This window comes from Thalassospira povalilytica (assembly GCF_002844235.1).
Lineage (GTDB): Bacteria > Pseudomonadota > Alphaproteobacteria > Rhodospirillales > Thalassospiraceae > Thalassospira > Thalassospira povalilytica.
The window spans coordinates 107,580-120,948 of the sequence record NZ_PGTS01000008.1 but is presented as its reverse complement, the minus strand read 5'-3'; the positions used below and the strand labels follow the sequence as shown (position 1 = coordinate 120,948).

Genomic DNA, 13,369 nt, shown 5'->3' with positions numbered 1-13,369 from the left:
TGGCGGTTTCAATATCGAACCAAAAATTTCGTCCTTTAAAAATCGCAAAAGCACAACATCGGACGAACACACACACAGAACTTTGAATGGGTCATCTGGCGAATGGATTATGAAGCACTCCAGGAGAATGTCCGCGAAGCAGCGGAATTTCTCAAAACCCTTGGCAATGAGTGGCGCCTGATGATCCTGTGCTCACTCGGGGATCAGGAAAAGTCGGTCGGCACGCTGGAAAACGAACTGGGCATCAAACAATCTGCCCTGTCACAGCATCTGGCACGTTTGCGCCGCGAAGGACTGGTGAAAACCCGTCGCGAAGCACAAACGATCTATTATTCGCTGGCCAATCCCGACATCATGAAGGTGATCGTGATTTTGCAGGAAATCTTCTGCCCGCCCGAAGACAAAGCCTGACCTGTCGGGACGCACAAGCTTGCCAAAGAAAAACGCACAAAGTCATCTGACCTTGTGCGTTTTGTTTTATCCGTTACAGCCCGGCTGGCTTATGGGAACAGCTTGTCGATGTCCCAGCCCGCATCGTTGGCATCACGGGTATAAAGTTTGCGATCATGCAGACGGAATTTTCCTTCGGACCAGAATTCAACTCGATCCGGGACAAGACGGAAACCGCCCCAGTGATCCGGGCGCGGCACTTTGCCAAGACCGAATTTGGCGGTGAATTCCGCCACCCGTTTTTCCAGATCAAAGCGGCCACTCATCGGGCGCGACTGGATTGATGCCCAAGCACCAAGCTGACTGCCGCGAGGGCGGGATGCGAAATATTCATCCGATTCAGCACCATCAACCTTCGATACCTTGCCCTCGATGCGGACGCATTTTTCAAGTGTCTTCCAGTGGAAACACAGCGCGGCATAGCTGTTTTCGGCAAGCTGGCTGCCCTTGCGGCTTTCATAGTTGGTGTAGAAAACAAACCCGCGCGGATCAAACCCCTTAAGCAGGACAATCCGTGCTGATGGCCGCCCCTGCGCATCGGCAGTCGCCAGCGTCATGGCATCCGGATAGGCCTTTTCCGCAGATTTGGCCTCGTCAAACCATGACTGAAACTGTTCAAAGGGCGCTTCATGGGGTTCGTGCCCAAATTTTGGCGTATTTTTTTCGTCCATTGGGAAAAGAATTCCTTCGGCTGAGTGAATTAGTTGCCTTTCTGCGCAACTAATTCGGAACATCGGTGGCAGACGCATCGTTTGATTAACATATATACGCAAAGCATATCGGTTGGGACCGTAAAGACAAGATGGGCAAAACAAACATGAAATTCCGTCATATCGTAATTCCGGTCGTCATGACCGCCTTTATCGCTGGCTGTGCCCAGGACCAGGGTCAGAAGCAGACGGCTGGCACCCTTCTTGGGGCTGTTGGCGGTGCGGTTGCCGGATCGCAGTTTGGTAAAGGCAAAGGCCAGCTGGTCGGTGTCGCACTTGGTACGCTTGCCGGTGCCTTCATCGGTAGCGAGGTCGGCCGTTCGCTTGATAACGCGGACCGGGCCATCATGGCGCAAAGCACGCAGCGGACGCTTGAAGCGACCCCGACAGGTCAGACTTCCACCTGGCAGAACCCCGATACCGGTGTTCAGGGCACGGTCACCCCGACCCGCACCTATCAGGAACCCAAGACCCAAGAATATTGCCGCGAATATCAACAGACTGTCATGATCGGCGGCCAAGAAGAAACCGCCTATGGCACCGCTTGCCGCAAACCGGATGGCAGTTGGCAGGTTGTGAACTGATCAATATCTGGCCGTCTGGCCAAAACACCGAACAAGGCGGCGCAATCAGTCTGATTGGCGTCGCCTTTTCGCATTCCGACATCTGAAAAGACACATGCAAACAGGACTTGCTGATCGCGAATAAGGTTCATATTTCACCGATCATGATCTAATAATGAACCAACGTGCTTTTTGTTTTTACAACCGGTCTGGACATGCAAGATCCCTACAAGACGCTTGGCGTTTCAAAAAACGCCAGTCAGGAAGAAATCAAGAAAGCCTATCGCAAGCTGGCGCGCGAACTCCATCCCGATGTAAATCCCGGCGACGCTAAAATCGAGGAACGCTTCAAAAAGGTATCAAGCGCCTATCACCTTTTGGGTGACGCCGAACGCCGCAAGAAGTTCGATAATGGCGAAATCGATGCCGACGGCCGCGAAACAAGCCCGTTCGCACGTGGCGGCGGACGTTCCGGCGGTTTTGGCGGCGGCAATGGTGATCCGTTCGGCTTTTCCGGCGCCAATGCCGAGGATATCTTTGACGAGATATTCGGCAAGGGACGCGGGCGCAGTGGTGGCGGTTTCGGCGGCTTTGGCGGGGAACGCAAACCCCAGAAAGTCAAAGGCCCTAATATTTCCTATGAGCTGAGCCTTGATTTTGCCGAAGCCATTCTGGGAACGACCAAACGCATCAATCTTGCCAGTGGCAAAAGTCTTGAAGTCCGCATCCCGCCCGGAAGCGAAGATGAACAGACCTTGCGCCTCAAGGGTCAGGGCATGGCCGGCATGAATGGCGGCGAACCGGGTGATGCATTGATCAAGCTGCATGTCCATCCGGACAAGACATTCCGTCGCGAAGGCAATGACATTCATTGTGATCTGGCAATCAGCCTGTCCGAAGCCATTCTTGGCGGCTCGATCGAAGTGCCGATCATTGACGGCAAGGTCAATATGAAGCTTCCAGCCAACGCCAATAGCGGCACCAAATTGCGGTTGCGCGGCAAGGGTGCACCCTTTGACCGCGGCAACAAGCGCGGTGATCAATATGTGCATCTGACGGTGAAACTTCCCGATGAACGCGACGATGAACTGATCGATTTCATCCGGGAATGGTCAGAAAAGCATCCCTACAAGACGCGCTGAACATCATTTCAAAAGCCGGCATTTGCCGGCTTTTTTCTTGTTCCTGTCCAGCCGCCGACCCTGGACCGCAATCATCTGACTGTAAATATGGTTTCGTGTTACCATATGGAATCAAAGGATTTTGGATCCCCATTCAGTTGGCAAAAGACCAAACAGCAATCAGGGCATGATGGAACAATTCACCAATCCGGACCAATACGCAAAGTGGCTTGAACAGGCAATCAACTGGCTTTCGGCCAATGTGTTGCTGATCCCGATCCTGATACAGATTGTCGCCTGCGTCGCGGTGATCATTCCGGCATTGCTGTTGCGTTCGCGTCTGGAAAAACTGTTGGCGCGGCTGCAAAAATGGAAACCGTTTTTGCAATATGCCGGCTTTCGGCGGTTCGCCAATGTTCTGCCCGATCTGGCCTTTCCCTTGTTGCTGGTGGTGTTTGTCTGGCTGCTTGATGCCATCGCGGTTCAGGCGGGATATCGTCACAATGTCATTCGACTGATTGCAAGCCTGCTGAATGCCTGGATCGTCATTCGACTGGCTGCTGCCATTGTCAATGATCCGGTATGGTCGCGCACCATTGCCGCGGTTGCCTGGGGGCTGGCGGCATTGAACATTGTCGGATGGCTGGATCCGACAATTGAAATCCTTGACGGGCTGGCCATGCAGGTCGGCGAATTCCGGGTATCGGTTTACGGAATTATCAAGGCTGTGCTGTCACTTGCGGTATTGCTTTGGGTTGCTTCATTTGCATCACGCCTGTTTGAACAGCGCATTCAGAAAGTCCACCGCCTGACCCCGTCGGTTCAGGTCCTGATGGCAAAGCTTCTGAAACTTGTTTTGCTTTCGGTTGCGGTCTTGTTTGCGTTGTCGACCATCGGGGTCGATTTAACCGCACTTGCCGTGTTTGGCGGTGCGGTTGGTGTCGGGATCGGGCTTGGTCTGCAACGGATTGTTGCCAACCTGATCAGTGGTGTGATCCTGCTTCTGGACCGGTCGATCAAACCCGGCGATGTCATTGCGATTGGCGAAACTTTTGGCTGGATCCAGTCGCTGGGTGCCAGATACACCGCTGTTCACACCCGTGACGGCACCGAATTCCTGATCCCGAACGAAGACCTGATCACCACCCAGGTCGAAAACTGGAGCCATTCCGACGTCAAACTGCGTCTGAAAATCCCGGTTGGCATTTCCTATAACTGCGATCCGCATTTCGCGATCAAGCTGTGCAACGAAGCCGCCGCGAAGTGCCAACGCGTTCTGGAAAACCCGGGGCCCAACACCCTTTTGCGCGGGTTTGGCGATAATTCGGTTGATCTGGAAATCCGGTTCTGGATCGATGATCCGCAAAATGGCCGGGGCAACATCATCAGTGAAATCCTGCTGAATGTCTGGGATGCCTTCAAGGAACACGATATCGAAATCCCGTTCCCGCAACGCGACCTGCATTTGCGCAGCGGCGACGCCCCGATCAAAATCGAAATGAGTTCCCCGCAATCCCCGCCGCAAACGCCAAAACCCGATGGCGCGTCGCAGGACGCGTAACCATAATCGTCACGGTTGGTTTGCCTTCAGGTTGCTGTCAGCTCGATCGGACAAAATGTGTCCGTACGCTGAACCATCCAATGCAAAAGCATCCAACGCAACCTGTGCGGAGCCACCGTGAACGATTTTGCCCATCTGTTTATTCCCTTGTCTATGACTCTGGCGCGACCGATCGGGCATCGCCATGCGGGTTGATGGCAAACACGTCTTTCTGACCGGGGCAACCGGCGGTATTGGTCGTCCGCTTTCTGCGGTTCTGCGATCACGTGGGGCAATTGTTACGACCCATGACCATGCCGAACAGGGTGATCTGATGGAACAGATCGATACGGTTTGTAAGTCACTGCGCGAAAACACCCCGGATATTCTTGTCAATTTGGCAGCGATCAATGCGTTTGATCTTGCCGAACATCAGAATTACGACGCGTTGCTGACACTGGATCTGCTGGTGCCGATGCGCTTGTGTCAGGCGGTCTTGCCCGCCATGCGCAATCGCGGCCATGGTCAGATCGTCAATATCGGATCAATGGCCGGCCTTATCGCCCCGGCACATCAAAGCGGATATGTCGCAGCCAAGGCCGGGCTTAAGGGATTTAGTGATGCCTTGCGCCGCGAAGTTGCCGCCAATGGTATCGCGGTATGCCATATCGCACCGCGCGCTACTCACACAGGCATGAATAGTGCGAAACTTGGACTGCTTCATCGGCAAACCGCAACATCCGAAGATCGCCCGCGTGATGTCGCAATCCGGATCGCCAACGCCATTGAACGCAACCGGATCGACCTGCGCATCGGTTGGCCCGAACGGCTGTTGGCACAGATCAATGCCCTGTGCCCCGCCATCATGGATAAAATCCTGCACGGCAATACCCGAACCGGTTTGAATATTCTGCTTTCCGATCAACAAAATTCCAGGATTGCGGATATCGCGGATACAGGCCCCGCACCGTCAGGCACAGTTACCCGCAAAACCATTTTCTAAGGCCAACGCCCAAATCCGGGCGATGCCCAGATCAGCCGATGGTATCGGTCATGTCCTTTTGATCGATTTCGCGGGACTTTTGTTGATGCGGGTCGGCTTCGACCGGTTCGGGAACCTTGTCTTCGGGTCGCGGAGTATCGAGCAACTCACCAACACTGATATCAAGAACAGACTGGCGTTTCTTTTCCAACTCGACCAGCCGTTCGCGCATCACCACCGGCCAGCCGCCATCGGTCTGCACCAGCAACAACCGGTCATAATCAAGAAACAGCCCAAGCCGCGTCATCAATTGCATCAGGCTGATCCGCGACAAATCCCCGGATAACAGCCAGCGATGGCTTTCTGATCGGTCAATCAGCTTTTCACGTCGCAGGGCGGCCAGCGCCCAGTTAAGGTCACGCCCGCCAAGCTTCAATTCGCGCATCATGCGACGATAGGTCGGCGGTTTCCCGGCTTCGTGAAAACGGTGTTGCAGATATTCCAGCACACGCAAGACCGCAATGATCCGTTCCATATGTCCCGGCACCGCCCCGCGCGGATCGGGGATCAGTCCGGCTGCGCGTGCTGCACGCCATTCCGATTGTGCGGCGGCCACCTGTGCGCCGAGCAAAATGACGATCCATGTCAGATACATCCACAACAGGAAAATGGGCACCACCGCCACCGCCCCGTAAATCGTCTGATAGGTCGGAAAGTTGGTGACGTAAAAACCGAACCCCTTTTTAAGGGCCTCGAACAGCAAGGCGGCAACCATGCCCCCGACAGCCCCGTCGCGGATTTCCACAGAACGGTTTGGCATGCCGATAAACAGCAATGAAAAGGCCGCTGCCGACAAAAAGAACGGCGCAATAAAGGTCAGTTGTCCGATCTGCTGGCCCAGTGCCTCGCCACCGACCAGATGGCGCATGGCAAAGATATAGGACGCCAGTGACAGGCTAAGCCCCAAAAGCATCGGCCCGACCGTCAACAAGGTCCAGAAAACCACAAGTCGCGACAGCAATTTGCGCGGGCTGGTCACGCGGAAGACGTCATTCATCGCCCCTTCGATCGCGCCCAGCAACATCACTGCCGTCAGGCCAAGCACAATGGTGCCAACAGCGGTCATCTGACCGGTATTCTGAAGGAAACTTCCCAGATACCCGCTGACCTGTTCGCCGGTTTCAGGCAGAAAGTTATTCAGAACAACGTCCATGATCTGATCTTTGAACTGATCAAAAACCGGAAATGCCGAAAGAACCGTCAGCGCCACGGCAAGAAACGGAACCATTGCCAGAAGCGTCGTGTAAGACAGGCCCGCTGCGCGCTGCACCGATTTGTCATGGACAAAACGCATGGCGGCATAGCGCCAGAATGCGGTCCGATCCGCGATCATTTTCTGAATTTCGACCATTAAACGCTTATCCCTACGCATTTTCCGGTTATACTGCACGTGATCAACAAGATAGCGTGCCCGCACACGTTAGGACAGGCCAGATTGACCTTGAGCCAGCTTTGTGTAGGATGCGCCGAATGTCTAATGCCTCCTGTGCCGGTCGCGGCTTTGATTGAATGCCTCCACCTGCCAGAGAGAGATCGTGGGAACGAGAGGAAAAATGAGCCTGTCCACCGAAAACATTTCGGGCCTGATGGCCGGTAAGCGTGGCCTGATTATGGGCGTCGCCAACGATAAATCCATCGCTTGGGGCATTGCACGTGCCGCCGCCGCCGCCGGTGCCGAAATTGCTTTTACCTTCCAGGGTGAGGCCCTCGAAAAACGTGTTCGTCCGCTTGCTGAATCTGTCGGCAGCGACATCGTCTTGCCATGTGACGTGTCGGACGCGGCCAGCATTGACGCTGTTTTTGACACGCTCAAGGAAAAATGGGGCAAGCTGGACTTCGTCGTCCACGCCATCGGCTATTCCGACAAGAACGAATTGCGTGGTCGCTATGTCGACACCTCGCCTGAAAACTTCGCCATGTCGATGAATATCTCGGTTTATTCGTTCACTGCTGTTGCCCAGCGTGCCGAAAAACTGATGTCTGCGGGTGGGTCGCTTCTGACCCTGTCCTATTACGGGGCAGAAAAAGTCATGCCGCATTACAACGTCATGGGCGTTGCCAAGGCGGCCCTTGAAGCCAGCGTAAAATATCTTGCCAATGACCTTGGTCCGGATGGCATTCGTGTGAATGCGATTTCGGCCGGCCCGATGAAGACCCTTGCGGCTTCGGGTATTGGCGATTTCCGCTATATCCTGAAATGGAATGAATACAATTCGCCGATGCGTCGCAACGTCACCCTTGATGATGTTGGCGGGTCCGGCCTGTACTTCCTGTCTGATCTGTCGACCGGTGTTACCGGCGAAACCCATCATGTCGATTGTGGTTATCACACGGTCGGCATGAAACAGGTTGATGCGCCTGACATCTCGGTTGTTAAAGGCTGATCAGCAAAAACGCTTATTTCCGGGCCGCCCAAAATCCTTTAAAGATCGGGCGGCCCGATTTGTCTCTGACCCTTGCATTCTGGAATTCGGATATGGCTGGCAACAGTTTTGGAACTCTTTTTCGGTTCACCACCTTTGGCGAAAGCCACGGCCCGGCAATTGGCTGTGTCGTTGATGGTGTGCCCCCCCTTCTGGAACTTTCCGAAGCCGACATTCAGGAATTCCTTGAAAAACGCAAACCCGGTCAGTCGCGCTTTACCACCCAGCGTCGCGAACCTGATCAGGTCAAAATCCTTTCGGGTGTGTTCGAAGGCAAAACCACTGGAACCCCGATCGGGCTTCTGATTGAAAACGTTGATCAGCGCTCCAAGGATTACGGCGAAATCAAAAACCAGTTCCGCCCGGGCCATGCCGATTACACCTATTGGGAAAAATACGGCACGCGTGATTATCGTGGCGGCGGCCGTTCTTCGGCCCGCGAAACGGCGATGCGTGTTGCTGCCGGTGCGATTGCGCGCAAGGTACTTGGCGATGATATCCAGATCCGCGCTGCACTGGTCAAAATGGGTACCAAGGAAATCAATCGCGACAACTGGAACTGGAACGAAGTTGATAACAACCCGTTCTTCTGTCCCGATCCCGAAGCGGTGCCGGTATTCGAAGAATATCTTGATGGTCTGCGCAAGGACGGATCATCGGTTGGCGCGGTGATTGAAGTCGTTTGTTCCGGCGTTCCGGTCGGGCTTGGGGATCCGGTTTATGACAAACTTGATGCCGATCTGGCCAAGGCGATGATGACGATCAATGCGGTCAAGGGTGTCGAAATCGGCAACGGTTTTGAAGCTGCGGAACTGACCGGCATTGAAAATGCCGATGAAATGCGCCTTGGCAATGATGGCAAACCGGTTTTCGGCTCCAACCATGCAGGCGGCATTCTGGGCGGGATCTCATCCGGGCAGGACATTGTGGTGCGTTTTGCGGTCAAACCGACCAGCTCGATCCTGACCCCGCGCAAAAGCATCGATATCTATGGCAAGGAAGTCGATGTCGTCACCAAGGGCCGCCATGACCCGTGTGTTGGTATTCGCGGCGTTCCGGTTGGCGAAGCCATGGCCGCCATCGTGCTTGCCGATCACCTTCTGCGCCATCGCGCGCAATGCGAAGGCTGGAACACCAACAAACATTTCCCAAGCTGATAATTAGGGTCTTTGCCCAAGGTTTCCTGTCACAACCAGGTTGATGCCACGTCTTGATGGCATGAACCCAGTATTGCTCAAAACCCTGATCTCACTTGCTGCATCCAACAACAAGCCCGCCAAGAGCGGATCCCTTGGTGATGATGCACAACTGCGTGGCCGCACGATCCTCTATCCGGACGAGGCATTGGACCTGCCCGAATGGGGAATTGCCGGAATGCCCGGCATGGTCCTTGGCGCGGCACCGCAGACCTGTCTGTTTGTCAGTGATATGCACATATCAGGCGCCAGTGACGATGCCCATAGTAGCGACACGGCATCTAGCGACAATGCATCAACGACAAACGACAGCAGCGATGATCAGGACAAGGACGCCGGCGAAATCGTTTCTTTCAGCCTGACGCTCAAATGCAATCCTGCACCTGAAAGCAATCTGAAATCCTGTACCATTGTCTGGAAGCTTGCCCTTCCGGTTGCCGGATATCGCGACATCCAGACCAGCAGCAACAGCGCAAGTGTACGCGCCCCGGTCATTCACACCCGGATGAAAATTGGCGGCATCATGCGCGATGTTGAAATCGGCCTGTTGGAAATGAGCGGCCTTGAACAGCCACTGCTGATCGGACAGGACACCCTGGCTGACAAATTCCTGATCCGTCCGGACAGAACCGAAAAAGACAGGAAAGTCGCAACCCCGTCAGTCGATCTCAATCCGCAAAAACCGGTCGAAAGCCCTGCACCTGCGGCCAAGGACGGTTCAGCGCCGACCACACCGGCGACACCAGCAACGCCTGCGGCACCCACTCCATCAAGCGACAGCACCGACAGCACGACGACGCCCCAACCGGCCCCCGACGCACCGCAGCAACCCGTAACGCCCGGCGCAACAGCGGATGCAACCCCGACCTCGACTACGGCAGCGTCCCCGACGACGGCGACGACCACGCCCGATACTCAGTCACCCCCCGTAACGCCGACACCAGATACAGCAGCAACACCAGAAGCACAGCAGCCCCCGGCAGCACAGCCAGACAGTACACCTGATGCATCCGGTGCGTCCGGTGCATCCAGCACACCCGCTACACCCGGCTCCAACGAACAAAGCCAGGAACCCCGGTCGGCCGACACAGCAACCAGCGCCGACAGCAACAACACGCAAACCAGCCCAGCACCCGTCCCCGCGACCGGCACGGAGACACCAACAACACCGGACACAACGAGCACCCCGGAAGTCACCCCGCAACCTGCAACAGATACCCCCGATACATCACAAGATGGATCCACCAATTCCGATGTATCCCCAGACCCCAAAACCGCCCCAACGGCGGACAGCACGGAACAAACGCCCAACCCCGTCTGACGTTCCTGCGACATATCCCTGTATAAACTGCACCGTCCCGATTTGGACGGTGCTTTTGTTTTGGAAGCGATCTGGGAAACCCGGAAATCCGGCACCTTTTTTACCGATCAAAGGTCGATTTTTCCTTGAAATACGGGTCTCCACCCATTAATGTTAACTTAGTTAACATAAGAAAATCGAGATACGAGCTAATGGGGAAATACCATCACGGTGACGTCCGTAATGTTCTTTTGCAAAAAGCCGAAACCATCCTGACAGAAGAAGGCCCGACCGGGCTGTCATTGCGCCGTCTGGCCCGCATGACCGGTGTATCAGAAGCCGCACCCTATCGTCATTTTGACGGAAAGGATGGCATTTTGGCGGCAGTTGCAATTGCCGCGTTTGAACGCTTTGCCGAACAGCTTGAATCTGTGGCGGCAAATGTTGCGCATCACGAAGAACGCATCATGAAGCTTGGCGCGGCCTATGTCGGCTTTGCCGTGGAAAACCCGCAACATTTCCGACTGATCTTTGGCCGCGAACGCCCGCCACTTGATCAGTATCCCGAATTACGTGATGCCGCGGATAATGCCTTTGATGTGTTGCAACGCGCGGTGACCTCGGTCGATCGCAAGGCCGAAATGACCCTGACCGAGGCCGCAACGGCCTATAACCGTGCGCTTGCCGCTTGGAGCCGTGCGCATGGCATTGCCATGCTGGTGATTGACGGCATGATCGTGCCTCCAGCCGATCAGGAACTTGGCGATTTTGTCCTTGGCCTTCTTGCAGAAGACCTCACCGCCCCAAGCGATCTGTAACCCCGCCTTTTTCAACCGCCATCAAACCGGATCAACCGATGGAATATTTCACCGTTAAATTCATTCATGTTCTTGGCGTTGTACTGTTTCTTGGCAACATCATTGTATCGGCACTGTGGAAGACACAGGCCGACAAAACCGGCAATCCCGTGATCATTGCCTTTGCCTGTCGGCTGATGAATATGACGGATCTGGCCTTTACCGCATTGGGCGGTGCCTTGATAACCATTGGCGGGATCGGGTTGTTTCATGCGACCGGAATTGCGATTTCGGATGCGCCCCATCTGACAATCGGCATCAGTCTGTTTGGCATGGCCGCAATGCTGTGGGTGACCGGGTTGGTCCCCTTGCAAATCTACATGTCAAAGATCGCCAGCCGGACCGTACAGGCGGGCGATCAAACCATGCCACCGGCCTATGAAAAATGCCGCAAACTATGGAATATCATCGGGCTGATTGCCGTTATCTTGCCGCTGGCAACCCTGTATTTCATGATTTACCGCTAGGCAGAGCCAAGATGCTGGCATTTGGCGAGTATTGCCCATCGCATCCGTCACAGCGGTGATGCCAACACCATGATTGTTACCGTCATCACCGTCGGCCACGCCATTTTCGCCATGCCGCGCCGTATGGCGCCACATACCGGGCTTCATCACCTGCCCGACACGGCATTACCGCCCCTGCCATCGGTTGATATTAGCCTGATGGGGCGCGACCGTGCCGATCCGGTGCTACGCGAATTGGGCCTTGGTGCGATTGCTGCCTTGTCGCCTGATGACATTGCCTTGAAACGATTCCGGCCGGATTAGCCAGGCAATCTTCCACCATGTGAAAAGACGTTTTATGTGATTGATCGGCTTTTGCGCCACCACATAAGATGCGCCAGCTTATTTCAAATCCCCGGAGACGTTCCATGCTGACCATCAAACGCCTGTCAATCGAAGACGCCTATATCCTGATTGAAGGTGCACGTAATCGCGCCAACGAAATCGGCGTTCCGATGTGCATTGCCATCACCGATGAATCCGGCGTCCTTATCGCTTTTGAGCGCATGGATGGCGGCAAGGTCACCAGCACCACCATCGCCCAGGACAAATCATTCACCGCATCGGGCGCGCGCAAGGGCACGCATGAATATGCCGCTGCCGCACAGCCGGGCAAGCCGGCCTATGGCATTGACAGTGAAATCGGCGGTCGCCTGTCGATTGTTGCCGGTGGTCTTCCGGTATTTGTTGATGGTGAATGCGTTGGCGGCATCGGCGTCAGTTCCGGCACCCCGCCCCAGGATCAGGATTGCGCACAGGCCGGCATTGATTTCTTCATGAAGAAAATCGGCAAATAACGATACGGTCGCAGGTTGGAAATTGGCCTGACTTCAGGCCGATTTCCGCCCGCAAATCAAAAACTCGACATTGCCTTCCGGCCCGGTGATCGGGCTTTTGGTGATGCCCAATACTTCCCAGCCCGGCAAGTTTGCCAGCCAGTCGGAAATGGTGTCACAGACTTCCTGATGCAGTTCGGGTTCGCGGACGACACCTTTTTTGCCGACGCGTTCCTTGCCGACTTCAAATTGCGGTTTGATCAGCGCAATCAGATGCCCGCCGGGTTTCAGGCGTTCCATACTTGCCGGAAGCACGGTCCGCAATCCGATGAAGCTGGCATCGCACACCACGATATCAACAAGATCGGGAATTTGTTCATCGGTAAGATGACGGGCATTGGTCTTTTCCATGACCACGACGCGATCGTCATTGCGCAGCTTCCAGTCAAGCTGCCCTTGCCCGACATCGACGGCATAAACCTTTGCCGCACCGTTTTGCAGCAAGACATCGGTAAAGCCACCGGTTGATGCCCCGACATCAATGCCGATAAAACCGGTCACATCAATCCCGAATTCAGCCAAGCCTTTTTCAAGCTTGAGCCCGCCGCGCGAAACCCACGGATGAGGTTGCCCGCGCAGCGTGATCGCCATGTCTTCCTTGCACTGCATGCCCGGCTTATCAAGCCGCTGCTCGCCGCTAAAGACATTGCCTGCCATGATAAATGCCTGCGCCTTGGACCGGCTTTCCACCAATCCGCGTTCCACAAGCAACTGATCTAAACGTTTCTTTGCCATGGCTGCGTTTTAGCTCAACCGGACAAAAAGGTCACGCCCAATCACAGGCAAGTTTGCCCGCCGGACCAGCAGTTTTTGAAAGTCGTGAAT

Annotated in this window: 15 protein-coding genes; 12 read left to right on the top strand and 3 right to left on the bottom strand. The window is 55.0% G+C overall.

Annotated elements, in window-relative coordinates; translation table 11 throughout:
• Positions 1–102: 102 nt before the first annotated feature.
• Entirely contained in the window at positions 103–411 is a 309-nt protein-coding gene (locus CU041_RS18600) for an ArsR/SmtB family transcription factor (RefSeq protein WP_068518179.1), read from the top strand.
• Positions 412–500: 89 nt separating this feature from the next.
• Here the strand turns inward: CU041_RS18600 and pdxH are convergent, their stop codons facing one another.
• Positions 501–1,121: a pyridoxamine 5'-phosphate oxidase gene (gene pdxH / locus CU041_RS18595; RefSeq protein ID WP_101248019.1), complete on the bottom strand. Its 621-nt coding sequence runs from the start codon at positions 1,119–1,121 to the stop codon at positions 501–503.
• 146 nt (positions 1,122–1,267) lie between these two features.
• On the opposite strand from pdxH, the gene CU041_RS18590 reads away from it, so the two are divergent.
• The 4 genes from CU041_RS18590 to CU041_RS18575 all read left to right on the top strand — a co-directional run bounded on the left by CU041_RS18590 (position 1,268) and on the right by CU041_RS18575 (position 5,387).
• On the top strand, positions 1,268–1,744 hold the full coding sequence (locus tag CU041_RS18590; RefSeq protein ID WP_101248070.1) for an RT0821/Lpp0805 family surface protein: 477 nt from the start codon (positions 1,268–1,270) through the stop codon (positions 1,742–1,744).
• A 194-nt stretch (positions 1,745–1,938) separates the two neighbouring features.
• Positions 1,939–2,865, top strand: coding sequence for a DnaJ C-terminal domain-containing protein (locus tag CU041_RS18585; protein ID WP_101248069.1), 927 nt, complete (start codon positions 1,939–1,941; stop codon positions 2,863–2,865).
• A 166-nt stretch (positions 2,866–3,031) separates the two neighbouring features.
• On the top strand, positions 3,032–4,405 hold the full coding sequence (locus CU041_RS18580) for a mechanosensitive ion channel family protein (protein ID WP_233433175.1): 1,374 nt from the start codon (positions 3,032–3,034) through the stop codon (positions 4,403–4,405).
• A gap of 184 nt (positions 4,406–4,589) precedes the next feature.
• On the top strand, positions 4,590–5,387 hold the full coding sequence (locus CU041_RS18575; RefSeq protein WP_101248017.1) for an SDR family NAD(P)-dependent oxidoreductase: 798 nt from the start codon (positions 4,590–4,592) through the stop codon (positions 5,385–5,387).
• Positions 5,388–5,418: 31 nt separating this feature from the next.
• Here CU041_RS18575 and CU041_RS18570 read toward each other — a convergent pair whose 3' ends face one another.
• Positions 5,419–6,777 (bottom strand): YihY family inner membrane protein, encoded by a 1,359-nt coding sequence (locus CU041_RS18570; protein ID WP_068518182.1) that lies wholly within the window; start codon positions 6,775–6,777, stop codon positions 5,419–5,421.
• A 202-nt stretch (positions 6,778–6,979) separates the two neighbouring features.
• Between CU041_RS18570 and fabI the strand changes: the two genes are divergently transcribed.
• From fabI to CU041_RS18535, 7 genes are all read left to right on the top strand, one after another.
• The gene (gene fabI, locus CU041_RS18565) at positions 6,980–7,810 is read left to right on the top strand and encodes an enoyl-ACP reductase FabI (protein ID WP_068518183.1); all 831 of its coding nucleotides are present in this window, start codon (positions 6,980–6,982) and stop codon (positions 7,808–7,810) included.
• 92 nt (positions 7,811–7,902) lie between these two features.
• Positions 7,903–9,006, top strand: a complete 1,104-nt coding sequence (aroC, locus tag CU041_RS18560; RefSeq protein ID WP_068518184.1) for a chorismate synthase — start codon at positions 7,903–7,905, stop codon at positions 9,004–9,006.
• 43 nt (positions 9,007–9,049) lie between these two features.
• A complete protein-coding gene (locus CU041_RS18555) occupies positions 9,050–10,366 on the top strand; it encodes a hypothetical protein (protein WP_101248016.1) in 1,317 nt (438 codons plus the stop codon).
• Between the two features lie 191 nt (positions 10,367–10,557).
• On the top strand, positions 10,558–11,163 hold the full coding sequence (locus CU041_RS18550) for a TetR/AcrR family transcriptional regulator (RefSeq protein WP_101248015.1): 606 nt from the start codon (positions 10,558–10,560) through the stop codon (positions 11,161–11,163).
• Between the two features lie 38 nt (positions 11,164–11,201).
• Complete coding sequence (locus CU041_RS18545; protein WP_101248014.1) at positions 11,202–11,669, top strand: DUF2269 family protein; 468 nt, start codon at positions 11,202–11,204, stop codon at positions 11,667–11,669.
• 21 nt (positions 11,670–11,690) lie between these two features.
• Positions 11,691–11,972, top strand: coding sequence for a hypothetical protein (locus CU041_RS18540; RefSeq protein WP_101248013.1), 282 nt, complete (start codon positions 11,691–11,693; stop codon positions 11,970–11,972).
• 104 nt (positions 11,973–12,076) lie between these two features.
• Positions 12,077–12,505: a GlcG/HbpS family heme-binding protein gene (locus CU041_RS18535; RefSeq protein ID WP_008891292.1), complete on the top strand. Its 429-nt coding sequence runs from the start codon at positions 12,077–12,079 to the stop codon at positions 12,503–12,505.
• 33 nt (positions 12,506–12,538) lie between these two features.
• Here the strand turns inward: CU041_RS18535 and CU041_RS18530 are convergent, their stop codons facing one another.
• On the bottom strand, positions 12,539–13,279 hold the full coding sequence (locus tag CU041_RS18530; protein WP_101248012.1) for a TlyA family RNA methyltransferase: 741 nt from the start codon (positions 13,277–13,279) through the stop codon (positions 12,539–12,541).
• Positions 13,280–13,369 lie beyond the last annotated feature (90 nt).

What these genes read in the sequence shown, in the direction of transcription:
- CU041_RS18550 (WP_101248015.1), top strand. Translation starts at nt 10,558, where the DNA reads ATGGGGAAATACCATCACGGTGACGTCCGTAATGTTCTTTTGCAAAAA.
- CU041_RS18570 (WP_068518182.1), bottom strand. Translation starts at nt 6,777, where the DNA reads ATGGTCGAAATTCAGAAAATGATCGCGGATCGGACCGCATTCTGGCGC.
- CU041_RS18585 (WP_101248069.1), top strand. Translation starts at nt 1,939, where the DNA reads ATGCAAGATCCCTACAAGACGCTTGGCGTTTCAAAAAACGCCAGTCAG.
- CU041_RS18575 (WP_101248017.1), top strand. Translation starts at nt 4,590, where the DNA reads ATGCGGGTTGATGGCAAACACGTCTTTCTGACCGGGGCAACCGGCGGT.
- CU041_RS18535 (WP_008891292.1), top strand. Translation starts at nt 12,077, where the DNA reads ATGCTGACCATCAAACGCCTGTCAATCGAAGACGCCTATATCCTGATT.
- fabI (WP_068518183.1), top strand. Translation starts at nt 6,980, where the DNA reads ATGAGCCTGTCCACCGAAAACATTTCGGGCCTGATGGCCGGTAAGCGT.
- pdxH (WP_101248019.1), bottom strand. Translation starts at nt 1,121, where the DNA reads ATGGACGAAAAAAATACGCCAAAATTTGGGCACGAACCCCATGAAGCG.
- CU041_RS18555 (WP_101248016.1), top strand. Translation starts at nt 9,050, where the DNA reads ATGCCACGTCTTGATGGCATGAACCCAGTATTGCTCAAAACCCTGATC.
- CU041_RS18580 (WP_233433175.1), top strand. Translation starts at nt 3,032, where the DNA reads ATGATGGAACAATTCACCAATCCGGACCAATACGCAAAGTGGCTTGAA.
- CU041_RS18600 (WP_068518179.1), top strand. Translation starts at nt 103, where the DNA reads ATGGATTATGAAGCACTCCAGGAGAATGTCCGCGAAGCAGCGGAATTT.
- CU041_RS18530 (WP_101248012.1), bottom strand. Translation starts at nt 13,279, where the DNA reads ATGGCAAAGAAACGTTTAGATCAGTTGCTTGTGGAACGCGGATTGGTG.
- CU041_RS18590 (WP_101248070.1), top strand. Translation starts at nt 1,268, where the DNA reads ATGAAATTCCGTCATATCGTAATTCCGGTCGTCATGACCGCCTTTATC.
- CU041_RS18545 (WP_101248014.1), top strand. Translation starts at nt 11,202, where the DNA reads ATGGAATATTTCACCGTTAAATTCATTCATGTTCTTGGCGTTGTACTG.
- aroC (WP_068518184.1), top strand. Translation starts at nt 7,903, where the DNA reads ATGGCTGGCAACAGTTTTGGAACTCTTTTTCGGTTCACCACCTTTGGC.